Consider the following 25,226-nt stretch of genomic DNA (forward strand, 5'->3'; position numbering starts at 1 on the left):
AAATATCCCCCTCTTCCCCACCCCCCCGCTCTCCCTATCTTTTTGTTTGCGGTGGGGGTGTTGTTGTGTGTTATTTTGGTTTCTAACCCGAATTACCACTCACGACAGCGGCGGCAGACTCGGGTCAGGAGTCGAAGCCGACGTCGAGGTACTGGTCGACGTTCTCCTTCGTGACCACGGCCGAGTAGGTGGTGATCTCGGCCGGGATGTCGTGCTCGGCCAGGTCGCCGATGCCCTTGCCCTGCCCGAGCAGCCGGGCCAGCGCGATCGCCGTCGAGGCCATCGACGGGCTGTAGAGCACGGTCGCCTTGATCGGCGAGGAGTCGGCCTTGATCAGGTTCATCATGTTCTTCGAGCCGGCGCCGCCGACCATGATGAACTCCTTGCGCCCCGCGGTGTCGATCGCCGCGTTGACGCCGATGCCCTGGTCGTCGTCGTGGTTCCACAGGGCGTCCAGCTTCGGCGCGCCCTGGAGCAGGTTCGCGGTCTGCTGCTCGCCCGACTCCGAGGTGAACTGCGCCGACACCCGCGGGCCCACCTTGAACCCGGCGCGCCCCAGCGCGTCCTTGAAGCCCTTGCTGCGTTCCTGGGTCAGCGGCAGCGAGTCGATCCCGGCGACCTCGCCGATGATCGGGTTCGCCACGTTCTTCTTCTTGAGCTCCGCGGCGATGTAGTTGCCCGCGTTGACGCCCATCCGGTAGTTGTCGCCGCCGATCCACGTTCTATACGCCAGCGGCGTGTCGAAGACGCGGTCGAGGTTGATCACCGGGATGCCCGCGTCCATCGCCTGCTGGCCGACCGCGGTGAGCGCCTTGCCGTCGAAGGGCAGGATCACCAGGACGTCGACCTTGGCGTTGATCAGCGTTTCCACCTGGGAGATCTGCTGGTTGACGTCGTTGGTGCCCTCGGTGGCGTTGAACTTCACCTCGCTGAACTTCTGCGCCTGGGCCTTGGCGTTCTTGGTGATCGCCGCGATCCAGCCGTGGTCGGCGGCCGGCGCGGAGAAGCCGATGGTGATCGGCTTGCCCGGCTGGGCGTTGTTGCCCGCGTTGGCGACCGGTGCGTTCGACTCCGAGTTCGCGGGCGTGTTCGACGTGCAGCCGGCCAGCAGCGCACCGGCGCCGACAGCGGCCCCGCCCAGCAGGAATCCCCGGCGGCCGAGGAAGGGTTGTTCGGTCATGACGGCCTCCATCGGTGGTGGAACTACGGACCGGTCCTGGCTTTCCTGGCCCGGAACTGCAAGAGCACGGCGAGCACGATGATCACGCCCTTGGCGATGTTCTGGATGTCGGTGTCCAGGTTGTTCAGCGTGAAGATGTTCGACAGCACCGTGAAGATCAGCACGCCGACGAGCGTGCCGATGAGCGAGCCGCGGCCGCCGGTCAGCAGCGTGCCGCCGATGACCACCGCCGCGATCGCGTCGAGTTCGTAGAACATGCCGTTGGTCGACGCACCCGCCGTCGTCCGCGCGACGACCATGAGCGCGGCGATCCCGCAGCACAGCCCGGCCACGCCGTAGACGAGCGCGAGGTGGCGCTTGACGTTGATGCCGGCCAGCCGGGACGCCTCGGCGTTGCCGCCGACCGCGTACGTCCGGCGGCCGAAGGTGGTGCGGTTGAGCACCACCCAGCCGACCGCGAAGACGAGGGCGAACAGCCAGATCAGCGTCGGAACGCCGAGGAAGCTGCCGCGGAAGAAGGCGAGGAAGTCCTGGTCGGCGACGACCTGGGTGCGCCGGCCGCTGATCCGCTCGGCGAGCCCGCGGGCCGAGACGTACATCGCCAGCGTGGCGATGAACGGCACGACCTTGCCGTAGGCGACGAGGACGCCGTTGACCAGCCCGCACCCGAGGCCGACCGCGAGTCCACAGAGGACCATCACCCACGGCCCGTAGGACTGCGTGGCCAGGGTCGTCAGCCAGACGCCGGCCAGGCCGACCATCGAGCCGACGGACAGGTCGATGCCGCCGCTGATGATCACGAACGTCATCCCGACGCTGACCACGCCGATCGCCGCGGCCAGCCGCAGGATCGTCGAGATGTTGCTTTCGGTGAAGAACAGCTCGGGCCGGGTGAACTGGCCGACCAGGCACAGGACCACCAGCACCCCGGCCAGGCCGAGCAGCCGCGGGTCGGCGGAGAAGGCGAACCGCCGCTTCCGTTCGGCGGGCAGCGCTTCCTGGGGCGGTGCCTGTGTTTCGGTCATGCCGCGCTCCCCTCGAGAATCACGTCGAGCACCTCGGCCTCGGTCAGCCCGGCCGAGCGCCGGTCGGCGAGGACGCGGCCCTCGCGCAGCACCAGCACCCGGTCGGACAGCCCGAGCACCTCGGGGATTTCACTGGACACCAGCACGATCGCGACGCCGGTCGCGGCCAGCTCGTCGATCAGCCGGTACAGCTCGGCACGGGCGCCGACGTCGACGCCGCGCGTCGGCTCGTCGAGCAGCAGCACCCGGCACCCGCGGACCAGCCACCGCGCGAGCACGGCCTTCTGCTGGTTGCCGCCGGACAGCGTGCGGACGATCCGCCGGGGGTCGGCGGGCCGCAGGTCGAGGCGCCGCAGGCTCGCGCCGGCGTCGTCCAGCTCCTTGGCGCGCTCGGTGAAGCCGAGCTTCGCGTACCGGCCGAGGCTGGCCAGCGTGACGTTGTGCACCACCGGCAGGTCCAGCAGCAGGCCCTGGCTCTTGCGCTCTTCGGGCGCCAGGCCGATCCCGGCCTTGACGGCGGCGAGCACGTCACCGGGACGCAGGCGCTTCCCGCCCACCGCAACACTTCCGCGATCGGCCCTGCGGGCGCCGAAGATCGTCTCCAGCAGCTCGCTGCGCCCGGAGCCGACCAGGCCGGCGATGCCGACGACCTCGCCGGCGTGGACGCTGAAGCTCACGTCCTCGAACTCGCCGCCGCGGGAGAGGTGCTCGACTTCGAGCGCGGTCTCCGGCCGGCCGTGGCCGTCGTGCCGCGGCCCGAAGACCGTTTCCACCTTGCGCCCGGCCATCAGCGCGACCAGGTCGGCGGTCGGCGTGGTGCGCGCGTCGAGGCCGGTGCCGACGGTCCGGCCGTCCTTGAGCACGGTGACCCGGTGCCCGATCCGGCGCAGTTCCTCCAGGCGGTGGGAGATGTAGACGACCGCGACGCCGTCGGCGGTCAGCTCGCCGACGATCCGGAAGAGGTTGTCGACCTCCTCGCCGGCCAGCGCGGCGGTCGGCTCGTCCATCACGAGCAGCCGGGCGTCGTGCGCGAGCGCGCGGGCCATCGAGACCAGCTGCTGACCGGCGGCCGAGAGCTTGCCGACCTCGGTGGCCGGCCGGATGCCGGGGTGCCCGAGCCGGGCCATCAGGCGGGCGGCCTCGTCGCGGGCCTGGGAGATGCGCGTGAAGCCGAAGCGGGCGCGTTCGTGGCCGAGGAAGATGTTGTCCGCCACCGAGAGCCCGGGCACGAGGTCGAGCTCCTGGTACATGGTGGCGATGCCCAGGCGCAGGGCGTCGACCGGCGAGCCGAGCTCGACCCGCTCGCCGTTCCAGGTCAGCTCGCCCTCGTCCGGCCGGTGCGCGCCGGAGAGCACCTTGATCAGCGTCGACTTCCCGGCGCCGTTCTGGCCGAGCAGGCAGTGCACCTCGCCGGGTTCGACGTCGAGGTCGACGCCGTCGAGGGCGCGGACGCCGGGGAACGTCTTCACGATCCCGCGGACGGACAGCAGGGTCATACCGTGGCCTCCTCGGCGAGCGTCGGGTTCGCGAACAGCCGCTCGGCCGCCAGGTGCGCGGCACCTCGCAGAGGGGCCTGCAGGCCGAGCCCGGACGCCACCACCCGCGCCTGGCCGAGCGGCCGGGCGGCGAGCTCGACGCGGACCGGCTCGACCAGCCACTCCCCCAGCCCGGCGAAGTAACCGCCGAGCACGACGACGTCCGGGTCGAGCACATCGACCACAGTGGACAGGGCGACGCCGAGCGCGACGCCGAGTTCGTGGACCGCGGTCACCGCACGCTGGTCGCCGCGCCGGATGCGGTCCCTGAGCTGGGCGACACGGCCTTCGAGACCGGGCGCCGGATCGTGCAGCGGGTCGCCCGGGGCCGCGGCCGCACGCAGGAGCGCCGCCGGGTTCGCCTTGGTCTCCAGGCAGCCGGTCCGGCCGCACGAGCAGCGTTCGCCGGACGGGTCGACGGCGATGTGCCCGACCTCGCCCGCGAAGCCGCGCGCGCCGCGCAGGATGGCGCCGCCGGAGACGAACCCGCCGCCGACGGCGGTCGCGCCGCCGAGGTAGAAGACGTCGGTCCCGGTGCCCGCGGCCGATTCGGCGAGGGCACCGAGGTTGGCGTCGTTGTCCACGGCGATGGCGTCGACCGGCACCGCCAGCCGGGCCGCGAGGAGACCGGCGATCTCCGCGTCCCGCCAGCGCAGCGCCGGGGCGAACCGCAGCACGGCGGCGGCCGAGTCGACCAGCCCGGGCACCGAGACCGCGACGCCGACCGGTGACCCGGGCAGCACTCTGCGCGCCAGGCGGGCGAGTTCGTCCATCCCGGCGGGGAGCCCGAGCGCGGCGACGTCGACGGCCTCGCTCCGCTCGGCCAGCACCCGGCCGGACAGATCGGTGACCAGCGCCGACAGCCGGTCGGCCTCGATGCCCAGAGCCAGGGCGTATGCGTCTTCGCCGTGCAGCTCGACCAGCCGGCTCGGGCGCCCGGTACCGGGGCGGACCCCGGCGGGCCGGACCAGGCCGCGCCCGGCGAGCTCGGCGAGCAGGCCGGGGACCGCGGACTTCGCGAGGCCGCAGCGGGCCGCCAGCTGCGTGCGGGAGAGCGGGCCGGTGCGCAGTGCGCGCAGGACCGCGGCCAGGTTCGCCGTACGCGGGCTCGCCGAGCCGGCTCGCCTCGTTCCGGTGACGGCCACGGTGCCCCCATCTTGCGCTGGCTACTGAACGCACTTTGTCGCTCAGGCAGCGAAAGTAGGGTGACTGGCATCACTCGTCAAGGTGATACCGGTACGTTAAGTCGGGTTTTCACCCGGATAGCCGCGCGAAACCGGACAGACTTTCGCTCACTGCATGCAAAAGTCTGTCCGATCTTGGCGTTACACTGTGGACGCGTTCAGCAACGTTCTGTCATCGAACGTGCTCAGCTGCTGAGGGTGAAGGCCCGGTCGGTGGCCGACCACGCGGCCCCGATGACCCCCGCCGTCTCGCCCAGCTCGGAGAGCACGATGGGGAGATTTCCGGTGGCCAGCGGCAGCGAGCGCCGGTACACCGCGCTGCGCACCTCGGCGAGCAGCTGGTGCCCGAGCTGGGCCACCCCGCCGCCGATCACCACCATCCCCGGGTTGATGAAGCAGACCAGCGAGGCGATGACCTGGCCGAGCCGCCGCCCGCCGTCGCGGATGAGGTTGACCGCGCCGGAGTCGCCCGCCGCGGCGGCCCGGCCGACGTCGCGGGCGGTGACCGCGCCGCGTTCGGCGGCCGCCTCGGCCAGGAACGCCGAGCGGCCGCTGCGCGCCAGGGCCAGCCCGTCGCGGGCGAGCGCGGCCCCGCCGAAGTAGGCCTCCAGGCAGCCGACCTCACCGCACGCGCAGGTCGGGCCGAAGTCGTCGAGCCGGATGTGCCCGATGTCGCCCGCCGTGCCCGCGACCCCGCGGTAGACCTTGCCGCCCAGCACGATCCCGCAGCCGATGCCGGTGCCGATCTTGACGAACATCAGGTCGTCGGTCGAGCGCGCGACCCCGGCGTGCCGCTCGCCGAGCGCCATCGCGTTGACGTCGTTGTCCACCGCGACCGGGCAGCCCCAGAGCCCGCCCAGGTGGTCGCGCACGTTGAACCGGTCCCAGCCGGGCATGATCGGCGGCGCGACGGCCATCCCCTCGGCGAAGCTGACCGGGCCCGGCAGCCCGACTCCGGCCGCGACCAGCCGGCCGGGTGCCTCCTCCCGCACCTTCGCCGCGAGTTCGGCGACCCGCCGCAGCACCGGATGCGGGCCCTGCCGCACGTCGCAGTCCTCGACGGCGTGCGCGAGCACCTCGCACGAAGCGTCGGTGACCGCCACGCCGACCGACGTCGCACCGACGTCCACCGCGAGCACCCGCAGCTCTCCCGCGAGCCGGACCAGCGTCGACCGCCGCCCGCCCCGGCTGGCCGAGGGCCCGGCGGCCTCGACGAGCCCGACCTCGGCCAGCCGCGCCACCTCGGCACCCACCCGGGCGCGCGGCAGCTCCAGCCGCTCCCCCAGCTCGACCCGCGACATCGGGCCGTCGTCCCGCAGCAGGGTCAGCAACCGGGTCTGGTGCCGGGTTTCGACCATCGACTGCTCCGGGGTGGATACCGTGCTCATTCGCTTCAGCCTACTGGTGCTTTCCCAGCCGGCCGTGCGCGCGGCCGGGGGTGGCGGGACCCGGTGTGGGGGTCACCCGGACCGGTGCCATCGGCCGCTGAGCCGTTCGTCCGCCCCGGTTCCGGGGCAGCCTCCGGCCATCGGAAACCGGCTCCACGACAGGAGGATCACCATGCGACGGATCACGGCCGCGCTCGGTGCGCTGGCATTGACGACCGGAGTCCTGATCGGCACGGCGGCCACCGCATCGGCCCAGGCGGAAAGCGTCCCGGCGGAGAGGTGCATCGGCAGCTCGCTCGCGATGTTCGCCACGACCGCGTTGTGCGTCGTCCCCCGGACCTACCCGATCCTGATCATCCCGGGCGCCTGACGCACCCGGGCGCGGTGAGGCGGGCGGCCCGCCTCACCGCACCGGGACGGGGAAGTCCGGCAGGGCGAGCGCGGAGTGCTCGGGCTTGGGCGCCCGCGGGACCTCGGTGAACTGCCGCAGCGCGGCGTTGCGGCGTTCGAGGGCTTCCGCGGTCGACGGGAACATCGTCACCTGGCCTTCGGTCACCAGCGCCTGATTGGCCTCGACGAAGCCTCGCACCCGGTTCTCGTAAGCCGCGAAGGCCGCCGTGTGGTCGGGGATGGTCGCCAGGGCGTGGCCGAGGACATACGCGCCGACCAGCGCGAGGCTCGTGCCCTGGCCGGTCAGGAACGACGGCGCGTGTGCGGCGTCGCCGGCGAGCGCGACCCGGCCGGACGACCAGCGCGGCATGCGGATCTGGCTGACCACGTCGAAGAACAGGTCGTCGGCTTCGCGCATCGCCGCGACCATGCGCGGGATTTCCCAGCCGTCGCCCTCGAAGGTGCGAGCGATGAGGTCCCGCTGGGCTTCGGGGTTGCGGAACGCTTCCAACGGCGGCTCCGGCCGGGCGGAGACCAGGAAGCCGTGGACCTCTTCGCTGTCGAGCACCGCGTACAGCGCCGCACCCTTGCCGGGCGTGCTCCAGGCGAGCCCCTCACGGACCAGTCCGAAGTCGTTGGGCATGGTGAAGCCGGCGAAGCAGTAGCCGAGGTAGTGGTGGAACGGCGCTTCGTCGCCGAAGACGAGCTCCCGGGTCCGGGAATGCAAGCCGTCGGCGCCGATCACCAGGTCGTAGCGCTCGCTGCGGCCGCCGCGGAAGGTGACGTCGACCCCGTCACCGTGGTCGGTGAGGGTTTCGACGGTGTCGCCGAACCGGACCTCGACGTCGTCGCGCACCAGGTCGTACAGCGTCCGGATCAGGTCGCCGCGGCGGATCTCGAGGTCTTCGCCTTCGACGCCCCCGATGACCGCGTCCGGGACCAGCGCCGCGATTTCGCCGCCGTCGGCGTCGAGGAACGTCAGCCGCCGCGTCGAGATGTGCAGGTCCCGCAGACGCGGCAGGACCCCCATCCGTTCGACGGCGTCCAGCGCCGTGCCGCGGATGTCGATGGGATAGCCGCCGACCCGGAGCTCGGCCGCTTTCTCCACGACGGTGACCGTGAACCCGGCTCGCTGCAGCCAGTAGGCCAGGGCCGGCCCGGCGATGCTGGCGCCCGAAATCAGAACTCGCTTCACGACATCTCCTATAGCTAAGTTAGGTATCTGAATGGGAGGTGCGACAATGCGCGTGACCAACCCCCGACCTGACCGACTATATACCTAAGTTAGCTATCTAAGAGGTGTGATGGCCGACACAGACGCCGGCGACGTGTCCGACCTGCGTGCCGTGCTGCCGCGGATCCTGCAGCTGGGCACCCTGATGAACCGCAGCGGCCTCGGCGAGCGGGCGATGAAGCGGATCGGGGCCGACCTCGACCGGCCCGGGCTGTCGATCATCCTGTCCCTGCACATGAGCGGGAAGCCGATGCGCGTCGGCGAGATCGCCGACCGGATGCAGGTCGCCGGGCCGCACGTCACCCGGCACCTGCACGTGCTCGAACGACGGCGGCTGGTGCGCGGCCTGGCCGACCCCGACGACCGGCGCGCCCGGCTGGTCGAGCTGACCCCCGACGGCGCCGAGATCGCCGACCGGTACGTCACCACCCTGCTCGGCTGGTTCGGCGACGCGCTGTCCGGCTGGGACCCGCGGGACCGCCGGACGTTCTACGACCTGCTCCTGCGCTTCACCGACGACCTCGCGGCCTTCCTGTCCGCGACCGCCGAGGAGGACTGACGCCGGTCAGTGCCGGCCGAACTGCCGATTCGCCGGCTGCACCACGCCGGCCTTGACCGGCAGCGGGTCGATGACGAGCCGCTCGCCGTAGACGTCGGTGACCGCGACGGCCCCACCGCACCCGGCACCGTTCTCCGACAGGAAGTAGTTGTAATCGGTGCGCTGCAGGCGTTTCCAGCTGCCGCCCGCGCGGACTTCCAGCCGGGCCACCGGGTTGCGGTGGTCGATCACCTGGATCCCGCACCAGTACTGGGACGATCCCTCTTTGTAGCGCAGGGAGATGTCCGGCAGCGACGGCGGGCTCACCAGCTGCCAGGTGACCGGGATTTCCCCGCGGACGCGCGCCCCGAGCCGGTCGAACGCCTTCGGGTTCAGGTCCAGCTGCCCCACCCGGCACGGCGCCGGGCACAGGTTGGTGATCCGCACCGTCACGCTCGCGCCGCCGGCTTGGACCCGGACGTAGGCCCCGCACGCCTGCGAACCCTCGAAGTCCGCGACGTTCATCGCCGCGTTCAGCGGATCCGGGCTCGCGTCGTACCCGCACGCACCGGTGCCGTCGGTGTCGTAGAACGTGGCGACCCCGGAGTGGGTCACGCCCGGCTTGATCCGCCCGGCGAGCGGCGCGTCGCCGGACGCCGTCGTGGCCGCCGGGGACGTGGCGCCGGAGGACGGGGAGGCGACGGGGGTCGTGCTCGCCGGCGAAGCCGACGGCGTGGTGACGGGCGGAGTCGTGACGGCCGTCCCGATCGAAGGTGCGGCCTCGGCTCTGTTCGCCGCCGCGGCCGGGGCGTCCGCCCGGGTCGTCACCAGGACGACGACCGTCACGGCCACCACGAGCAACGCCACGACCGAAACCACCACCGCGCGTCTGGGCACCGCACCTCCCGAACCGCTGGTAGGCCACATCGGACACACCCGGGGGCGCGCCGGGCGATGTGCACGCTAACACGGCGCGGCCCCGATGCGGTCGAAGAGTTGCGCCGTCCCTCGCCCCGATCCGGTCTCACCACCGCCCTGGTCCGCGCGGCCGTGGAGAAGCTGGCCGGCGGCGCGGCGGCGGAGCTGCTCGCGGCCGGGCGAGCCGAGACGGTCCGATGAGGACAAACCGGCGCCGGAAAGGGCATTTCCTGCCCCGGGACTTCACCGGCGCATCAGCGGGCCCGCCGTCGACGATTCCCCGGCAGTCGGTCGACAGCGCCGGTGTCAGGCGCCGAAGAGGATGTGCCGCAGGACGCGGGCCAGGTGCTCGGTCAGCGCCGGCACCGGCAGCTCGGCCAGCGGCCCGGTGCGGGCGATGTACCGGTTGACCGTCACACCGATGAGCTGCGCGCCGAGCATCGCGACGCGGGCGGCGACGTCTTCGCCGTCGACGACCTCGCGGTAGGCCCGGATGCTGCTCGCTTCCATCGCGCCGTACAGCTTCGCCGCCGCCTGCTGGTCGGAGGCGATGCTGCGCAGCAGGACCACGAGGGGGTCGACCGCCGCGGCGGCCTCCATCCGCGTCACGTACGCGTGCGCGACGCGCTCGGGGAGCGTTTCCGGGTCGCCGGCGATCACCGCGTCGAGCTCCCGGTGCCCCGGCACCGCGGCGAGGAACAGCTGTTCCTTCGAGCCGAACTGCCGCAGGACCAGGCCGTGGGTGACGCCGGCGCGCGAGGCGATGTCCCGCACCGTCGCGCGGGCGAAGCCGCGTTCGCCGAAACAGGTGCGGGCCGCTTCCAGGATGGCCTGGCGGTGGCCTTCCGGGTCGCGGCGATGGGGGCGTCGCGTCACGGCCCCAAGTTACCAGTTGGTCAGCAAGCAGCCTATGCTGCTTAATGACCAAGTGGTCAACAAGACTGGAGGCCTCATGAGCACCACGATGATCATCGGCGGCACCGACGGCCTGGGCCGCTTCATCGCCCAGCGGCACGCGGACGGGGGCGGCACCGTGGTGATCGCCGGGCGCGACGCGGCCCGCGCCGAGGCCGTCGCGAAGGAGATCTCGCCCACCGCCACCGGCATCGGCCTGGACCTCTCCCGCCCGGAGACCATCGCCGGCTCGGCCGCCGGCGTGCCGTCCCTCGACCACCTGGTGATCACGGCCAGCCACCAGCGCCCGAACACGTTGCGGGACTTCGACATCGCCGAGGCGATCACCGCGGTGACGACGAAGCTGGTGGGGTACACCGAAGCCGTCAGAGTGCTCCGGGACCGCTTCACGCCGGACGCCTCAGTCGTCCTCTTCGGCGGCCTGGCCAAGGAACGGCCCTACCCGGGTTCCACCGTCGTCACCACCTTCAACAGCGCCGTCACCGGCCTGGTGAAGACCCTCGCCGTCGAACTCGCGCCGCACCGGGTCAACGCCCTGCACCCGGGCCTGGTGGGCGACAGCCCCCGCTGGCGCGACGCCGACCTCGGGGCGCAGGTTGCGCGGACGCCGATCGGGCGGCTGGTCACCATGGACGAGATCGCCGACGCGACCGACTTCCTGCTGCGCAACGGCGGGCTCAACGGCCACGACCTCTTCGTCGACGGCGGGTTCCTGACCCACTGAGCCGGACCGGGGGCGTTCAGGGACTTCCGGGCAAACTTCCTTCGCCCTGCGCACCCGGATCGCTCGAAAGGTGCCAGACCTCCTGCATGGGCGTCCACCAGGCGCCCCCTTCGCGCTCGGTGAGCGACTCCTGACAGGGGTCGGTCAACGTCCACCAGCGCTGCGTTTCGGGGTCCGCGGCGATCCGCGCCTGATCGGCGTCGTGGTCTTCGCCGACGTATTCGTAGTACCCGAACAGCAGGTCGTCGTGGAGGAAGATGGTGAAGTTGCGGATGTTCGCCTCCCGCAGCATCCGCTCGACGCCGGGCCAGACCGCGGCGTGCAGCCGCAGGTACTCCTCGCGCTTTTCCGGGCGCAAGCGGATCAGCATGCCGTAGCGCTGGGCCATGGAACTCCTTCGGGGACGGGGAACAGCGGTCAACGTTCGAGGCGGCCGGGGTCGCCGGAGCCGGGGCGGCGCGCGAGCCACGCTTCGGTGATGTGGTCGAACATCGCCTTCGCGGCGCCGTCCCCGTCCCCCGCCGCGATCCGTTCGTAGACGCGGCGGTGCCCCTTGTTCGACGCCACGCACAGGGCGCGCTCGCCCGGCCCCACGTACCGGGCGGTGTTGACGACCTGGCTCTCCAGCGCGCGCACCACGCCCCGGGCCAGGCGGTTGCCCGAGACCTGCATGATCGTGTCGTGGAAGGCGAGGTCCTGCTCGCGGTAGGCGTCGGGATCGTCGACGAGCTCGTCCATGAGGTCCACCAGCTCGCCCAGCCGCTCGACGACCTCCGGGCCGGCCGTCCGGGCGGCGACCAGCGCCATGTCCGATTCGAGCAGCCGGCGCGTCACCACCAGGTCGTCCAGGACGGCGGAGGTCTCGTCCTCGGCGATCACCGCCGCCAGCACGAGCTCGTCGAGCATGTTCCACATCGACGCCGGGTTCACCACCGTGCCCGCGCCCTGGCGGACCTGGACCAGGCCCTTCGCCTGCAGCAGCTTCACCGCCTCGCGGACCACGGTCCGGCTGACGGAGAAGTTCTCACACAGCACCGGCTCGGCCGGCAGCGACGTTCCGGGCGGGTGGACCCCGCGCACCACGCGTTCCACCAGCTCGGCGGTGACCGCGCTCGCCAGGTTCGCCGGGCGGCGCACCCACTCCGGGGCAGCGGGCCGCCGGTCTGATGCCGTCATCGTTCCTCCGTCGCACCGCGCCGACCTCCGTCGAACGCACGCGAGAAGCTTACACAGCGGCACCGTTGACGTCATACGTCATACGAGTTACGTTTCTGCGCACCGTGCCGGGCCACTCCCCGTCCGGCCACCGTCTGGAGAAGTGAGCAGCGATGAAGCAGCGCACACTGTTCTCGGCCGTCTTGGTCACGGCGCTGGCGTTGACCGCGGGATGCGGCAGCGCCGCCGGGCCGGCCTCCCCGACCGGCGGCGCGAGCGGCAAGCTCGTGGTCTGGGACTGGAAATCCGGCGACGCGAAGGCCGCGAGCTACGTGGCGAAGGCCAAGGCCGAGTTCGCCAAGCAGCACCCGGGCGTCACCGTGGAGTTCGTGGCCCAGCCCTACGACCAGTACTACACCCTGCTCGGCGCGGCGATCCAGGCCAAGCGCGGGCCGGACGTCATGCTCTTCAACGGCGGCGGCCAGATCCGCGACCGGGTCGCCGACCTCGAGCCGCTGGACTCCTATGTCGCCGACGACCGGTCGCGTCTGTCCGGCTGGGACGCCTTCGCCAAGGACGGGAAGGTCTACGCCGAGCCGGTCACCCTGCAGGGCCACCCCTTCTACTACGACAAGGGGCTCTACGAGAAGGCCGGGCTGAACCCCGCCGCCCCGCCGCGGACCTGGGAGGACTTCGTCCGCGACTGCGGCACCATCGCCGCCAAGACCGGCGCGAAGTGCCTCGCCCTCGGCAACAAGGAAGGCGCCGGGATCCAGTTCTGGCTGTCGGCACTGGGTACCGCGACCCTGACGCCCCAGGAGTACACCGACTGGATCGCCGGCAAGCGCGACTGGACCTCGCCGGACGTCAAGCGGATCTTCGAGCTCTGGAAGCAGGCCGGCGACACCGGGCTGAACACCGACGGCCCCAACTCCACCGCGATGTTCAACGACGCTTTCGCGCTCTTCCAGTCCGGCAAGGCCGCGAACGTCATCGGCCTGATGTCCGACATCGGGCACTGGAAGGACTTCGCCGAGTTCCTCGGGGCGGACAAGGTCGGCGTGATGACCGCGCCGCAGGTCAACCCGGCCGCCACCCCGAGCCTCCCGTACGACGGCGGCATCGGCTACGCGGTCGCGAAGGGGACGAAGGACCCCAAACTGGCCGCGGACCTGGTCCGCTCGCTGAGCTCGACCGACGCCTTGAAGTCGTTCTACGCCGACAGCGGCGCGATCGCCGCGGACACCTCGATCGACGTCTCGGCGGGCGGCCCGGCCGTGACGACGATCATCTCGGAGGTCAAGACCGGCAAGCCCGCCCTGCACGTCGCCCTCTCCTCGAAGACGCTCGACCTCATGGGCCGGCTCTCCCAGCAGCTGCTGAGCGGGTCGATCGGCGTCGACGACGTGCTGCAGCAGCTCGCCGCCTCGGACAAGGGCTGACGGCGTGACCGGGTACTCCCCCGCCGCGGTGGACCGGGCTCCGGCCCGGCCCACCCCGCGGCCCGCACCGGCCCGGCGCGCCCGCGGAACGCGGCTCGAGCGCTTCGCGCCGCTGGTCCTCGTCGCGCCGGCCGTGCTGGTCGTCCTGCTGCTGCGGCTGTGGCCGCTGCTGCTCGGCGTCAACTTCTCCTTCACCGGGGACGGCGACCGCAACGGCACGGCCGTCGGCTTCGACAACTACGTGACGCTGTTCGGCGATCCGCTCTTCCGCACCGCGCTGCGCAACGTCGGGCTGCTCGTGCTGCTGCTCCCGGTCGCCGTCGCCATTCCCGGCCTGCTCGCCACCTTCATCCACCTGAAGGTGCCGGGCCACCGGGTCTACCGCGGCGTCTACTTCTTCCCGGCCGTGCTCTCGCCGGTGATCGTCGGGGCGATCTTCAACCTGCTGCTGGCCTTCGACGGGCCGGTCAACGCCCTCCTCGGGCTGGCCGGCCTCGGCCCGGTGGACTGGCTCGGGAATCCGCGGGTGGCGATCTTCGCCGTCGTCGGGGTGCACGTCTGGGCGACGTTCGGCATGGCGCTCGTCGTCTTCCTCGCCGGCTTCTCCACTTTGGACTCTTCGCTGCTGGACGCGGCCAAAGTGGACGGTGCGTCGCTGCTGCAGACCATCCGGCACGTGATCGTCCCCGGCCTGTCCCGGACCATCCAGTTCGTCTTCGTCACCACCATGATCGGGATGCTGACCTCGATGTTCGGCCTGCTGTACGTGATGACCAGCGGCGGCCCGGCCGGCTCCACCTACCTGCCCGAGTACTACGTCTGGTTCCAGCAGGGGCACCTGAACCAGCCCGCGCTCGCCTCCGCGGCGTCCACGGTGCTGTTCCTGATCATGCTCGTGGTCGGGCTGGCCCAGATCGGCATCCTCCGCCGCGCCGGAAGGGAGGACTGATGTCCGGTTCCCGGCTCACCAAGTGGCTCGCCGCCATCCCGATGGCCGCACTGGCCCTGGCGACGATCTACCCGCTGGTGTTCACGGCGAACGTCGCCATGAAGGACCGCCGCGAGTACACCCTCGACCGGTTCTCCCCCGCCGGCTCGCTGCACTGGGACAACATCGCCCGGGCCTGGACGAGCGTGGGGATGTCGCGGTACTTCCTCAACTCGGTCGTCGTGGTGACGTGCTCGGTCGCGATCCTGCTGCTGCTCGGGTCGATGGCCGGGTTCGCGCTCGGGCGGCTGCGCTTCCGCGGGTCGTCGGTGGTCTTCCTGGGCATCCTCGCCGCGTTGTTCGTCCCGTTCCAGGTCATCATGGTCCCGCTCGCGCGGATCATGGCGGGCACCGGGCTCATCGACACCTACCCCGGGCTGGTGCTCGCCTACGTGGCGCAGTTCCTGCCGTTCACGGTGTTCCTGATGACCAGCTTCTACTCGGCGGTGCCGTCGGAGATCGTCGACGCCGCCCGCGTCGACGGCACCACCGTCTACGGCGTCTACTGGCGGATCATGCTGCCGCTGGGTGCCCCGGCGCTGCTGTCGGTCGGCGTGCTCAACGCGCTGTTCTGCTGGAACGACGTCCTGATCTCGCTGCTGCTGATGCCGTCGGCGGAGCACCGCACGCTCATGGTCGGGGTGACCGCGCTGCGCGGGCAGTACTCCGCCGACATCCCCACGTTCGCGGCCGGCGTGCTGATCGCGGCGGTGCCGGTGCTGCTCGTCTACCTGTTCCTGCAACGCCAGATCGCCGACGGGGTCACCGCCGGGTCGACGAAGGGATGACATGCGGATCACTGGCTTCCGGGCCCTCACGACCGTCCAGGACTGGGGCCGCCCGATCGGTGACGCCAACGGCGTCCACGCCGGCGGTCTCGTCCGGATGCCGCTGGTCGTCGTCGAGACCGACGAAGGCGTCACCGGCGTCGGGCTCGGTTCACACGTGGAGGCGGACACCGTCTTCGCCGCGATCGAAGGCGAAGACCCGCGGGGGGTGACGGCGCTCTACGACCGGATGCTGCGGCGGACGTTCAAGGCCGGCCACGCCGGAGCGGTGTTCGGCACCATCGGCGGCTTCGACACGGCGTTGTGGGACATCAAGGCGAAGCTGGCGGGCGAACCGCTGTGGCGGCTGCTCGGCGGCCGGGACCGCCGCGTGCCCGCCTACGCGTCGGGTCTCGACATCGCCCTGGACGACGACGAGCTGGCCGAGCTGTACCGGACGTACGCCGGTCACGGGCTGCGCGCGGCGAAGCTCAAGGGCGGCTTGGACATCGACCGCGACCGGCGCCGCCTCGCGCTGGTGCGCGACGTGCTCGCCGAGGCCGGCGGCGGCCGTCCGGGCCTGATGCTGGACGTCAACGAGAACTGGACGCGCAAGCAGGCCGTCCGGCACGTCGCCGAGCTCGAACGGACCCTCGACCTGACCTGGATCGAGGAACCGGTGCGGCGCTGGGACGTGGACGGCCACGCGGCCGTCGGCCGGGGGGTCCGCGCCTCGGTCGCCACCGGGGAGAACCTCACCGGGCTGGAACAGCACCGGCCGCTGATCGCGGCCGGCGCGGTCGACGTCGTCCAGACGGCCGCGGGCTGGGGCATCACCCACTTCCTCCGGGTCGCCACCCTCGCCCACGCCCACGACCTGCCGGTGAGCCCGATCGGCACGACCCCGGTCGGCCTGGTGCACGCGGCGACCGCGGTGCCCAACCACCTGGTCACCGAGCTGCAGGACCTCCAGCCACCGGTCGGCCTCACCCTGGACCACGAGATCGGCGACGGCGCGTTCACTCTCGCGGACAGCCCCGGCCTGGGCATCCACCTCGACGAGGCGGCCATCGCGGCGGTCGCCGACCGGCTGCCCGACCCGGCCTCCGGCGGCTCCCACATCCGGCCCGACCGAGCGGGCTACCACCTGCTCCCGGCCTCCGGCAACGGCCACCGCCCGGCGGTGGAACTCACGTGATTGCAGGGTCGACACGGGGTCGGCCGCCGTGTCGTCGCCGGAATCACGCGTGTCGGCTTCGGAATCACGCGTGTCGGCCCTTGCGTCACGGCAGTGTCGGGTAGCGGTGTGTCCAGCCGGCCACCGGTTCCAGGGCCGAGGCGAGGCGGATCAGCGCCGCCTCCTCCCACGGGCCCGCCACCAGCTGGGCGCCGATCGGCAGGCCGCCCGACGACGTGTGGACCGGCAGGGAGATCGCCGGCAGGCCGGTCACGTTGCAGAACGACGTGAACGAGATCATCTGCAGCTCGGTCAGCCGCGTTCCGCCCGGGTTGTCGACGGCCTCCCGCAGGACCGTGCCCACCAGCGGTGGCCGGCAGGCGATCGTCGGCGTCAGCAGGACGTCGAAGTCGTGGCCCCACTGGGCGACCACGCCGCGGCTCTCTTCCTGCAGCAGCATCGACGCCCGCACGTACGTCCCGGAGTCCCGGGTCTTCGCCCGCTCCATCCGGTACCGCAGCTGCGAGCCCACCAGCTCGGGCTCGTCGTACGGCATGGCGGCCACCGACGCGTCCAGCACTGTCTGCGCGTAGGCGGTCCAGGCCTCCTCGCTCAGGAACCGCGGCTCGACGGGATAGACGTCGTGGCCGAGCGACTCCAGCAGGCGGGCGGTCTTCTCCGCGGCTTCCGCGCACTCCGGGTCCACCGGCATCCCGGTGGGCGCCTCGGTGAGCAGGCCGATCCGCACCCGCCCGGCCTCGGCGCCCACCTCGTCGAGGAACGGCCGCCGGGGCGCCGGCGCCTGGTACCAGGCGAGGCGGTCCGGGACGGACATCGCGTCGAGCAGCGCGGCCGCGTCGCGGACGTACCGGGTGATCGCGCCTTCCACCGTCGCGTGCTCCCAGGCCGCGACCGGCTGCGGGATCCGGCCGCGGCTCGGCTTGAGCCCGACCAGGCCGCAGCACGACGACGGCACCCGGATCGACCCGCCGCCGTCGGAGGCGTGCGCGACCGGGGCCAGCCCGGCGGCCACCGCGGCGGCCGCTCCCCCGCTCGACCCGCCCGGGGAGTACGCGGGCTGCCACGGGTTGCGGGTGGCGCCGAACCGCTCGTTCTCGGTGGTCGTGAGCAGGCCCAGCTCGGGTGAGTTCGTCCGGCCCATCAGCAGGAACCCGGCGTCCAGCAGCCGGGTCACCACCGGCTCGGTCCCGGATCTCGGCGCGTCCGAGACCCCCAGCGAGCCGTAGGTGGCGGGCTGGCCGTCGACCTGGGTCAGTTCCTTGACCGGGATCGGCACGCCGTGGAACGCACCGAGCGTGCCGCCGTCGGTCACCGCCTGCTCCGCGGCCTTGGCGGCGGCACGCACCTCCTCGTCGTTGCGCCACACGAAGGCGTTGATCCCGGGGTCGTACCGGTCGATCCGGGCCAGGTAGGCGTCGGCGATCTCGACCGGGCTCAGCTCCCGGCGCCGGACGGCGGCGGCGAGGTCGACGGCGGAGCCGAAGGGGTCCATGCGAGTCCTTTCAACGCAGCATCAGCAGTTCGTGGCAGCGCCGCCGGGTTTCGGCGGCGATCGGGGTGTCGAGGACCAGCCGCCCCGACTCCATGAGCAGGACCCGGTGGCACCAGTCCAGGGTCCGGTCGGGCTGCTGGTCGACCACGAGCACCGCCACCCCGCTCGCGGCGACCCGCTCGAGCGCGGCCACGACGTCGCGGACGACGGACGGCTGCAGCCCCTGGGTGAGTTCGTCGACGACCACCAGGCGCCGCCCGGCCAGCAGGGCCCGGGCGATGCCCAGCTGCTGCTTCTGGCCGCCGGACAGGGTGCCCGCGGGCTGGCGGCGGCGTTCGGTCAGCAGCGGGAAGAGCGCGTACACGTCGGCCGCCGGGGTGAACGACCGCCGCGTCGCCAAGGCCAGGTTCTCCTCGACGGTCAGCGTCGGGAACACCCCGCGGTCTTCGGGCATGAGCGACGCGCCGAGCCGGGCGAGGACGTCCGGGCGGCCCGGCGGCACCGGGCGCCCGTCGAAGGTGATCTCGCCGCCCTGCCGGTCCGCGAGCCCGAAGACCGTCCGCAGCAGCGTGGTCTTGCCCATGCCGTTGCGGCCCAGCAGCGCGACGATTTCCCCGGCGCCGACGGCGAAGTCGACCTCGCGGACGACGTTAGCCTGGCCGTAGCCGCCGCCGAGTGCGGTGACCGTCAGCATCAGCTCGCTCCCAGGTAGGCCTGGCGCACGGCGGCGTCGGCGACGATCTCGTCCATCGAGCCGTGGGCGATGACCCGGCCCTGGTGCAGCGCGGCGACGTCGTCGGCGAGCCCGCGGACGATCTCCATGTCGTGCTCCACCACCAGCATCGCGCAGCCGGTGTGCGCGATGACGTCCCGCAGCGCGCGGACGAGACGGCGGGCGTCGTCCGGGCCGAGCCCGGCCGCCGGTTCGTCGAGCAGCACCAGGCGGGGTGCGCCGGAAAGGACCATCGCGAGCTCCAGGCGGCGCCGGTCGGCCAGGGCGAGGGTGCTCGCGACGGTGTCCTCGTCGGCGGCGAGGCCGGAGTACTCGGCGGGGAGCTCGACCTCGGCCGGGGCGCCGAGCCGGGCCAGCCGGATGTTGTCGGCGGGTGAGAGTTCCCCGATGACGCTGGGGATCTGGAACATCCGCCCGAGGCCGAGCCGGACCCGGTCGTGCACCGGCAGCGCCGAGACGTCCCGGCCGAACAGGCGCAGGCTACCGGCGTCGGCGGCGAGCTGGCCCGCGACGATCGCCAGCAGCGTGCTCTTTCCCGCACCGTTCGGCCCGATCAGGCACACGCAGCGGCCCGGCGGCACGACGAGGTCCACGCCGTCGAGGACCCCGACCGGGCCGAACGACTTCGACACGCCGTGCACGACGAGGGCGGGACCTTCGCCCGGCGGAACCGGCCGGGGCCGCGGTTTCGCCCGGGGCAGCGTGACCGGCGGCTTCCCGCGCCGCAGCGAGGCCCGCACGGTCCCGGCGACCCCGCCCGGCAGCACCTGGACGACGAAGACGAACACCGCCGCCAGGCCCAGGACGTACCAGCTCTGCCAGGAACTGCCCAGCAGCTGCTGCCCCGCGGTGAGGACCACCGCGGCCAGGAACGGGCCGAGCACGGACTCGCGGCCGCCGACGGCCAGCCACACCAGCACGCTCGTCGACAGCGCCAGCCCGAACACCGGCGGCGAGACGAGCCCGGCGACCGGCGCGTAGAGCGCTCCGGCCACAGTGGACACCGTCGCGCTCACCGCGAACGCGGCCGTGCGCACCCGCTTCGTGTCGATGCCGGTCTGCTCCGCCCGTTCCGGATTCCGCGCCGAGGCCACCAGGTGCGCCCCGAACCGGCCGCGCAGCAACCAGCCGCACAGGGCCACCAGGACGGCCGCCACGACCAGGGTCCGGTAGTAGGCGGGCACGACACCCGTGTCGGACACGGACATCCCGTTGGACCCGCCGGTCACGGTCGCGAAGCTGGTCGCCGCCTTCTGCAGCAGCAGGCCGACGCCCAGGGTCAGCAGGATCAGCGGCGCGTCCGGGACGGCGGAGGCCAGCCCGATGCCCGCGACGAGCAGGGCGAGCACCACCGAAGCCACGATCGCCGGGGCGAGCGTCAGCGCGGGCGGCCAGCCGTGGTCCTGGCCGATCGCGACGGCGTAGGCGCCCAGCCCGAAGAACGCGGCGTGCCCGACGCTGAGCATCCCGGCCCGGCCCCAGGCCAGGTCGAGCCCGAAGGCGAACAGCCCGTACGCCAGCCCCAGGGTCAGGATGGCCAGGGTGAACGCGCCGAGCCCGAACGGCGCGGCCACCAGGAGCAGAGCCAACGCGGTGGCGGCAACGGCTTTCCGCATCAGCAGCCGGTCCGCGGGACGGTGTCGGCGACCGTGCCGAACTTGGCGGCGACGGCGTAGTCCTCCGGCGTGATGACCGCGTCGATCATGTCGGCCTGCAGGATGTGGTTGGCCCGCGCGAAGTGGGTCCCGGCGCCCAGCGGCGAGTCGTACTGGAACGTCCCGACCTCCCGGTTGAGCGCCACCGGGTCGGTGCCCGACTTCGCCGCGGCGGCGAGCACGAACTGGATGCCGAAGTAGGCGCTGCCCGCGACTTCGGGGATCGGCGCGGTCCACTGGTACTTCGCCCGGTAGTCGTCGACGAACTGCCGGCTCGCCGGGTCGGTCAGGCCGTCGGCCCAGCGCACGGCGTGGTGGCGGCCGGTGGTGAGCGCCTTCAGCGCCGGGTGGTAGTCCGAGTCCAGCGGCGCGCCTTCGAAGCCGAGCTTGTCGGTGAGCAGGCCGAACTGCTGGGCCTGCTGGCTGAACGCGATGGCGTCCGCGCCGACCACCATCGACAGCAGGACGTCCGGCTTGGCGGCCTTGAGCCGGGCGATGACCGGCTGCCAGTCGGTCTGGCCCAGCGGGCTGTACTCCTCGGCGACGACGGTGCCGCCGTTCGCCGTCGTGAAGTCCTTGGCCAGCCCGGCGTAGATGTGCGGGTAGTTGTAGTCCGAACCGACGACGGCGACGCGCTTGCCGTACTTCTGCAGCAGCTGCGGCACCATCGGGGCGAGCAGCTGCCGGGTCGACTCGCCGAAGCCCCACTGGTAGGCGCGGCACTGCTCGGGGTCGCCCAGGATCGCGGTGAAGAACGGGATCCTGCTGTCGTCGGACACCTTCGCCACGGCCTCGGCCGTGTCGCCGGTGATCGTGCCGAACAGCGCCGTCACCTTGTCCTGCTGGATGAGCCGGCGGGCGAGCTGCGTCGAGTTCGCCGGGTCGCCGGCGTCGTCGACGACGACGAATTCGACCTTCTTCCCGCCGGCTCCCCCGGCGTTGTTGACCTTCGCGACGCCGAGCTCGAAGCCCTGTCGCAGCGCGGCCCCGGACTGGGCGATCGGGCCGGTGAGCGGCACGATGACGCCGATCTTCAGCGGCCCGTCCGCGGCACCCCCTCCGGAGGCGGAGATCGCCGCGCCGGCACAGCCGGTGGCGGAGAAGAGGGTCAGCGCGGCGATCACGCAGACCGGACGACGAAACGGCGGGACCATGAAACGAACCTCCGGAGGCCGGGCCGCGAACGCACCGCGGCGATACCGATGACGACGACGTAGAACAGGGCGTCCGCGACGACGTCGGACAGCCAGGTCCGCAGCAGCACGGCCAGCGCGGACACCCCGAGCGCGGCCAGTGCCGCGGTGGCGAGCGAGCCGGGCCTGCTGAACAGCAGCGCGAAGAAGGTCGGCACCAGCAGGCTGAACCCCATCGACGGGCTCACCGCGAGCGCCGGGCTGTACAGCGCACCCGCGAGCACGGCCAGCAGCCCGCCCACGACGAACGCGGTCGTGCGCAGCCGGTGCGGATCCGTGCCGAGCAGCCCGGCCATCGCCGGGTTGTCCGCGACCGCGCGCAGCGTCAGGCCCCAGCGCGTCCGGTACGCGGCGAGCAGCACCAGGCCGACGACCACGACGGCGACGAGCGCGCAGATCAGCCGGTACCCCGGTCCCTGCGTCCCGAGCAGGGCGACCGAGCCGGTCACGGGGGCGGCGACCGAGCGCGGCGTGGCCCCAAATGCCACCTCCGCGAGCTGGCGCAGGGCCATGCCCACGCCCCAGGTGACGAGCATCGAGCCCAGGCCGTCGGCGAGCGAGCGCCGGAGCAGGACGCGCTCGATCAGCACGAACAGGGGGACGGTCGCGGCGAGCACGAGCACGACCCGCCAGGAGAAGGCGAACCCGGTCAGGGTGGCTGCCGCGTAGGCGCCGAGCATGGCGAAGTCGCAGTGCGCCAGGTTCACCACCCGCATGGCCGCGAAGACGATCGCGATTCCCAGGGTGAGCAGGCCGTAGAGCCCGAATTGGCTCAGGATCGCCAGTACCACGTCCACCCGCCACCTCCTCGACTCGGTTGGGAGGTAGCATCCGCTGGTCGCGGTGGAGAAAGTGGTGCGTGGGCGCACAGGGCTGGTCAGCGAGCGCACAACGCGGCAGCTGCGTGGCCGAAGGAGGCGCCGTGCCGACCGAACCGACGGACGACGGGTCGCTCGTCTACGGCTACCTGAACGCCACGGCGGCACCCCACGGCGGGAGCAGCGGTGACGCCGTCGTGGTCAATTCACCGGGTACGGCCTACGAAGCGGAATTGCGGCCGTACCGCTTCGGCCCGCTCAGCGCCTGCGAAATCACCGGCGACCAGGACGTCCTGGTCCGCCCGTGGCGCCCGGGCGGCGAAAGCCGGCTGGTGGCGGGCGTCCTCCTCGACGGCGACGCCCGGCTGGAGCAGAACGGCCGCGAAACCAGCGCCGGCCCGGGCGGGTTCCTGCTCTACACCGGCGAACGGCCGTTCCGGCTCGGCATCCGCGGGCCGTACCGCTACTTCGTCGTCGACTTCGAAGGTTCGCCGCTTTCGCCCGCCCGCGCGGTCGTCCGCCAGGTCATCGCCAACCGGCAGGTCGCGCAGGCCCCGGCGGCGCGGATCTTCGCCGCCACCCTGGCCGAGTTCGCCGACCAGGCCCCGCATCTGGACCCGGCGACCGGCCGGGAGCTGGGCGAGCACGTCGCCTGTCTCCTTCGGACGGTGCTGCGCGGCGCGCCCCGGGCGGAGGCGAAACCGGACGACCTGTTCGCCAGGGTCCTCGACTACGTCGAAGCCCACCTCGCCGACGACCTCGTCCCGGCGACGATCGCCGCTGCCCACCACATTTCGGTGCGTTACCTGCACAAGCTGTTCCACGACGCGGGCGAAACGGTGGGCGCCTACATCCGCCGCCGGCGGCTCGAGCGCATCCGCGGCCGGCTGGCCGACCCGGGCCTGGCCCGGCGCTCGGTGGCGAGCGTGGCCGCCGAGTGGGGCATCGCGGAGGCGAGCCACTTCAGCAAGCTGTTCCGCGCGGAGTTCGGTGTTTCGCCGCGGGAGTTCCGGGAAGCCGCCCTCGGCACCGGCACCCGGACCCTCAGCCGACGGGGAACTTGACGGCGGTGAGCTCCTCCGAAACCGCCCAGAGCCGCCGCTGGATCGCCGCGTCGTAGGACTGCGGGCTGGACGCCACCACCTGCGGGCGTCCGCGATACCCACCCAGGCCCGACGGGCCGTAGTACTGGCCGCCCAGTGCGGCGGGGTCCGTTGCGGCGCGCAGGACGGGGAGGGCGCCGCGCTCCGAGCTCTGCGTGAACAGCGGGGCCACCGCCGGGAAGAGCGCGCGCACGACCGCCGGGGAGTTGCGCATCAGCTCCGTGCGCGCCACGCCCGGGTGGGCCGCGATCGACGTCGTCGTGCCGTGCGGGGCAAGGCGGCGCTGCAGCTCGTAGGCGAACATCAGGTTGGCCAGCTTGGCCTGCCCGTACGCGGCGACCCGGTCGTAGGAGTTCTCCCACTGAAGGTCGTCGAAGCGGATGCCCGCGCGGATGCGGTGGGCGATGCTCGCGACCGTCACCACGCGGGAACCCTCGACCGGCAGCAGCAGGTCCAGCAGCTGCCCGGTCAGCGCGAAGTGCCCGAGGTGGTTCGTGCCGAACTGCAGCTCGAAGCCGTCCCGGGTGGTCTGGCGCGGCGGGTACATCACGCCGGCGTTGTTGATCAGCAGGTCGATCTTCGGCAGCGTGGCGTGCAGGTCGGCCGCGGCGGCCCGGACGGACTCCAGCGACGCCAGGTCCAGCTCCTGCACGGTGACGTCGGCGTGCGCGCCGAGCCGGGCGGCCGCCTGCTTGCCCTTTTCGACGTCGCGGACGGCGAGCACCACCGTCGCGCCGCGCTCGGCCAGCACCTTCGCGGTATCGAACCCGAGGCCGGTGTTGGCGCCGGTGATCACGGCCACGCGGCCGCGCTGGCTCGGGACCTCGCGCTCGGTCCAGTTGTCGCTCATGGCAGTCCTCCTGCGTTCACAGCCCTTTCGGACCGTCGGTCTGTTATGCCTCCGACGCTAAGGAACCGTCGGTCTGTTGTCAAGAGACTGCCGGTCTCCAATCTCGGCCTCCGGGCGTTACGCTGGTCTCATGACGTTCCAGCGGGCGCGCAGCGCGGAGCAGCGGGAGGAACGGCGCCGCACGATCCTCGACACGGCGCTGAAGATGCTCGACGAGATGCCGGTGGCCGAGGTCAGCCTCAACGAGCTCAGCCGCCGGGTCGGCCTGGCCAAGTCGAACGTCCTGCGCTACTTCGAATCCCGCGAGGCCGTGCTGCTCGAGCTGCTGGACCGCGCGCTGCGCGAGTGGCTGGCCGAGGTGACCGGCGAAGTGGCCGAGGGCGTCGACCCGCACCGCCCGGCACCCGAGCGGGCCGAGGCGTTCGCGGCGGTGGTGGCCCGTTCCCTGGCCCGGCGCACGGTGCTGTGCGACCTCATCGGCGCGCAGGCGGGGGTGCTGGAGCACAACGTGTCCACCGACGTCGTGGTGCGGTTCAAGCGCTCGGCCCTCGGCGGGCTGGACACGATGGCGGAGCTGCTGCGCGGCGCCGTGCCCGAGGTCGGCGGCGAAGCGGGGCCGGTGTGCCTGCTGGCGATGATCCTCACCGGTGGGTTGTGGACGCACAGCCGCCCGTCACCCAGCGCCCGCGCGGCGTACGAGGCCGACCCGGCACTGGCCACACTGCACCTGGATCTGGCGCCGGCGCTGGAACACGGGTTGGCGCTGCTGATTTCCGGAGCCATGGCCCGCAACGGCTGACC

26 protein-coding genes are annotated in these 25,226 nt (G+C 72.2%); 10 read left to right on the forward strand and 16 right to left on the reverse strand.

The window, feature by feature from the left end:
• Positions 1–124: 124 nt before the first annotated feature.
• The 5 genes from ACWED2_RS44980 to ACWED2_RS45000 all read right to left on the reverse strand — a co-directional run bounded on the left by ACWED2_RS44980 (position 125) and on the right by ACWED2_RS45000 (position 6,282).
• Positions 125–1,180: a substrate-binding domain-containing protein gene (locus ACWED2_RS44980; protein ID WP_449696645.1), complete on the reverse strand. Its 1,056-nt coding sequence runs from the start codon at positions 1,178–1,180 to the stop codon at positions 125–127.
• 23 nt (positions 1,181–1,203) lie between these two features.
• Complete coding sequence (locus ACWED2_RS44985; RefSeq protein WP_449696646.1) at positions 1,204–2,205, reverse strand: ABC transporter permease; 1,002 nt, start codon at positions 2,203–2,205, stop codon at positions 1,204–1,206.
• Positions 2,202–3,701: a sugar ABC transporter ATP-binding protein gene (locus ACWED2_RS44990; protein WP_449696647.1), complete on the reverse strand. Its 1,500-nt coding sequence runs from the start codon at positions 3,699–3,701 to the stop codon at positions 2,202–2,204. The genes ACWED2_RS44985 and ACWED2_RS44990 overlap by 4 nt, the downstream gene beginning before the upstream one ends.
• Positions 3,698–4,885 (reverse strand): ROK family protein, encoded by a 1,188-nt coding sequence (locus tag ACWED2_RS44995; RefSeq protein ID WP_449696648.1) that lies wholly within the window; start codon positions 4,883–4,885, stop codon positions 3,698–3,700. The genes ACWED2_RS44990 and ACWED2_RS44995 overlap by 4 nt, the downstream gene beginning before the upstream one ends.
• 224 nt (positions 4,886–5,109) lie before the next feature.
• Positions 5,110–6,282 carry an ROK family transcriptional regulator gene (locus ACWED2_RS45000; protein ID WP_449696678.1) on the reverse strand — a complete coding sequence of 391 codons (1,173 nt, stop codon included), beginning with the start codon at positions 6,280–6,282 and terminating at the stop codon, positions 5,110–5,112.
• 202 nt (positions 6,283–6,484) lie between these two features.
• On the opposite strand from ACWED2_RS45000, the gene ACWED2_RS45005 reads away from it, so the two are divergent.
• Entirely contained in the window at positions 6,485–6,682 is a 198-nt protein-coding gene (locus tag ACWED2_RS45005) for a hypothetical protein (RefSeq protein ID WP_449696649.1), read from the forward strand.
• 33 nt (positions 6,683–6,715) lie between these two features.
• On the opposite strand, the gene ACWED2_RS45010 is transcribed toward ACWED2_RS45005, so the two are convergent.
• Positions 6,716–7,897, reverse strand: a complete 1,182-nt coding sequence (locus ACWED2_RS45010; protein WP_449696650.1) for an FAD-dependent monooxygenase — start codon at positions 7,895–7,897, stop codon at positions 6,716–6,718.
• A 109-nt stretch (positions 7,898–8,006) separates the two neighbouring features.
• Here ACWED2_RS45010 and ACWED2_RS45015 point away from each other — a divergent pair, with 109 nt between their 5' ends.
• Positions 8,007–8,495 carry a MarR family winged helix-turn-helix transcriptional regulator gene (locus ACWED2_RS45015; protein WP_449696651.1) on the forward strand — a complete coding sequence of 163 codons (489 nt, stop codon included), beginning with the start codon at positions 8,007–8,009 and terminating at the stop codon, positions 8,493–8,495.
• Between the two features lie 6 nt (positions 8,496–8,501).
• On the opposite strand, the gene ACWED2_RS45020 is transcribed toward ACWED2_RS45015, so the two are convergent.
• Positions 8,502–9,371: an expansin EXLX1 family cellulose-binding protein gene (locus ACWED2_RS45020; RefSeq protein WP_449696652.1), complete on the reverse strand. Its 870-nt coding sequence runs from the start codon at positions 9,369–9,371 to the stop codon at positions 8,502–8,504.
• Between the two features lie 99 nt (positions 9,372–9,470).
• On the opposite strand from ACWED2_RS45020, the gene ACWED2_RS45025 reads away from it, so the two are divergent.
• Positions 9,471–9,593, forward strand: coding sequence for a hypothetical protein (locus ACWED2_RS45025; protein ID WP_449696653.1), 123 nt, complete (start codon positions 9,471–9,473; stop codon positions 9,591–9,593).
• 105 nt (positions 9,594–9,698) lie between these two features.
• Here the strand turns inward: ACWED2_RS45025 and ACWED2_RS45030 are convergent, their stop codons facing one another.
• A complete protein-coding gene (locus ACWED2_RS45030) occupies positions 9,699–10,268 on the reverse strand; it encodes a TetR/AcrR family transcriptional regulator (protein ID WP_449696654.1) in 570 nt (189 codons plus the stop codon).
• 76 nt (positions 10,269–10,344) lie between these two features.
• Between ACWED2_RS45030 and ACWED2_RS45035 the strand changes: the two genes are divergently transcribed.
• Positions 10,345–11,031, forward strand: coding sequence for an SDR family oxidoreductase (locus tag ACWED2_RS45035; protein ID WP_449696655.1), 687 nt, complete (start codon positions 10,345–10,347; stop codon positions 11,029–11,031).
• Positions 11,032–11,047: 16 nt separating this feature from the next.
• On the opposite strand, the gene ACWED2_RS45040 is transcribed toward ACWED2_RS45035, so the two are convergent.
• On the reverse strand, positions 11,048–11,419 hold the full coding sequence (locus ACWED2_RS45040; RefSeq protein ID WP_449696656.1) for an L-rhamnose mutarotase: 372 nt from the start codon (positions 11,417–11,419) through the stop codon (positions 11,048–11,050).
• Positions 11,420–11,448: 29 nt separating this feature from the next.
• On the reverse strand, positions 11,449–12,207 hold the full coding sequence (locus ACWED2_RS45045; protein ID WP_449696657.1) for a FadR/GntR family transcriptional regulator: 759 nt from the start codon (positions 12,205–12,207) through the stop codon (positions 11,449–11,451).
• 152 nt (positions 12,208–12,359) lie between these two features.
• Between ACWED2_RS45045 and ACWED2_RS45050 the strand changes: the two genes are divergently transcribed.
• The 4 genes from ACWED2_RS45050 to ACWED2_RS45065 are packed head-to-tail and all read left to right on the forward strand — an operon-like array spanning position 12,360 to position 16,581.
• Entirely contained in the window at positions 12,360–13,628 is a 1,269-nt protein-coding gene (locus ACWED2_RS45050) for an ABC transporter substrate-binding protein (protein ID WP_449696658.1), read from the forward strand.
• Between the two features lie 4 nt (positions 13,629–13,632).
• Positions 13,633–14,577, forward strand: a complete 945-nt coding sequence (locus ACWED2_RS45055; RefSeq protein ID WP_449696659.1) for a carbohydrate ABC transporter permease — start codon at positions 13,633–13,635, stop codon at positions 14,575–14,577.
• Complete coding sequence (locus ACWED2_RS45060; RefSeq protein WP_449696660.1) at positions 14,577–15,404, forward strand: carbohydrate ABC transporter permease; 828 nt, start codon at positions 14,577–14,579, stop codon at positions 15,402–15,404. Before ACWED2_RS45055 ends, ACWED2_RS45060 begins: the two co-directional genes overlap by 1 nt.
• Position 15,405: 1 nt before the next feature.
• Positions 15,406–16,581 (forward strand): mandelate racemase/muconate lactonizing enzyme family protein, encoded by a 1,176-nt coding sequence (locus tag ACWED2_RS45065; RefSeq protein ID WP_449696661.1) that lies wholly within the window; start codon positions 15,406–15,408, stop codon positions 16,579–16,581.
• A gap of 85 nt (positions 16,582–16,666) precedes the next feature.
• Here the strand turns inward: ACWED2_RS45065 and ACWED2_RS45070 are convergent, their stop codons facing one another.
• The 5 genes from ACWED2_RS45070 to ACWED2_RS45090 are packed head-to-tail and all read right to left on the reverse strand — an operon-like array spanning position 16,667 to position 22,451.
• On the reverse strand, positions 16,667–18,073 hold the full coding sequence (locus ACWED2_RS45070) for an amidase (protein WP_449696662.1): 1,407 nt from the start codon (positions 18,071–18,073) through the stop codon (positions 16,667–16,669).
• Between the two features lie 10 nt (positions 18,074–18,083).
• Complete coding sequence (locus ACWED2_RS45075; protein WP_449696663.1) at positions 18,084–18,767, reverse strand: ABC transporter ATP-binding protein; 684 nt, start codon at positions 18,765–18,767, stop codon at positions 18,084–18,086.
• Positions 18,767–20,422, reverse strand: a complete 1,656-nt coding sequence (locus ACWED2_RS45080; protein ID WP_449696664.1) for a branched-chain amino acid ABC transporter ATP-binding protein/permease — start codon at positions 20,420–20,422, stop codon at positions 18,767–18,769. Before ACWED2_RS45080 ends, ACWED2_RS45075 begins: the two co-directional genes overlap by 1 nt.
• On the reverse strand, positions 20,422–21,615 hold the full coding sequence (locus ACWED2_RS45085; protein WP_449696665.1) for an ABC transporter substrate-binding protein: 1,194 nt from the start codon (positions 21,613–21,615) through the stop codon (positions 20,422–20,424). The genes ACWED2_RS45080 and ACWED2_RS45085 overlap by 1 nt, the downstream gene beginning before the upstream one ends.
• A complete protein-coding gene (locus tag ACWED2_RS45090; protein WP_449696666.1) occupies positions 21,582–22,451 on the reverse strand; it encodes a branched-chain amino acid ABC transporter permease in 870 nt (289 codons plus the stop codon). Before ACWED2_RS45090 ends, ACWED2_RS45085 begins: the two co-directional genes overlap by 34 nt.
• A 125-nt stretch (positions 22,452–22,576) precedes the next feature.
• On the opposite strand from ACWED2_RS45090, the gene ACWED2_RS45095 reads away from it, so the two are divergent.
• On the forward strand, positions 22,577–23,536 hold the full coding sequence (locus ACWED2_RS45095; RefSeq protein ID WP_449696667.1) for a helix-turn-helix domain-containing protein: 960 nt from the start codon (positions 22,577–22,579) through the stop codon (positions 23,534–23,536).
• Here ACWED2_RS45095 and ACWED2_RS45100 read toward each other — a convergent pair.
• A complete protein-coding gene (locus ACWED2_RS45100) occupies positions 23,517–24,425 on the reverse strand; it encodes an SDR family NAD(P)-dependent oxidoreductase (protein WP_449696668.1) in 909 nt (302 codons plus the stop codon). The two genes, ACWED2_RS45095 and ACWED2_RS45100, sit on opposite strands and share 20 nt — an antisense overlap.
• Positions 24,426–24,555: 130 nt before the next feature.
• Between ACWED2_RS45100 and ACWED2_RS45105 the strand changes: the two genes are divergently transcribed.
• Positions 24,556–25,224: a TetR family transcriptional regulator gene (locus tag ACWED2_RS45105; protein WP_449696669.1), complete on the forward strand. Its 669-nt coding sequence runs from the start codon at positions 24,556–24,558 to the stop codon at positions 25,222–25,224.
• Positions 25,225–25,226 lie beyond the last annotated feature (2 nt).

The sequence above is a fragment of the Amycolatopsis sp. NPDC005003 genome, from assembly GCF_053600695.1.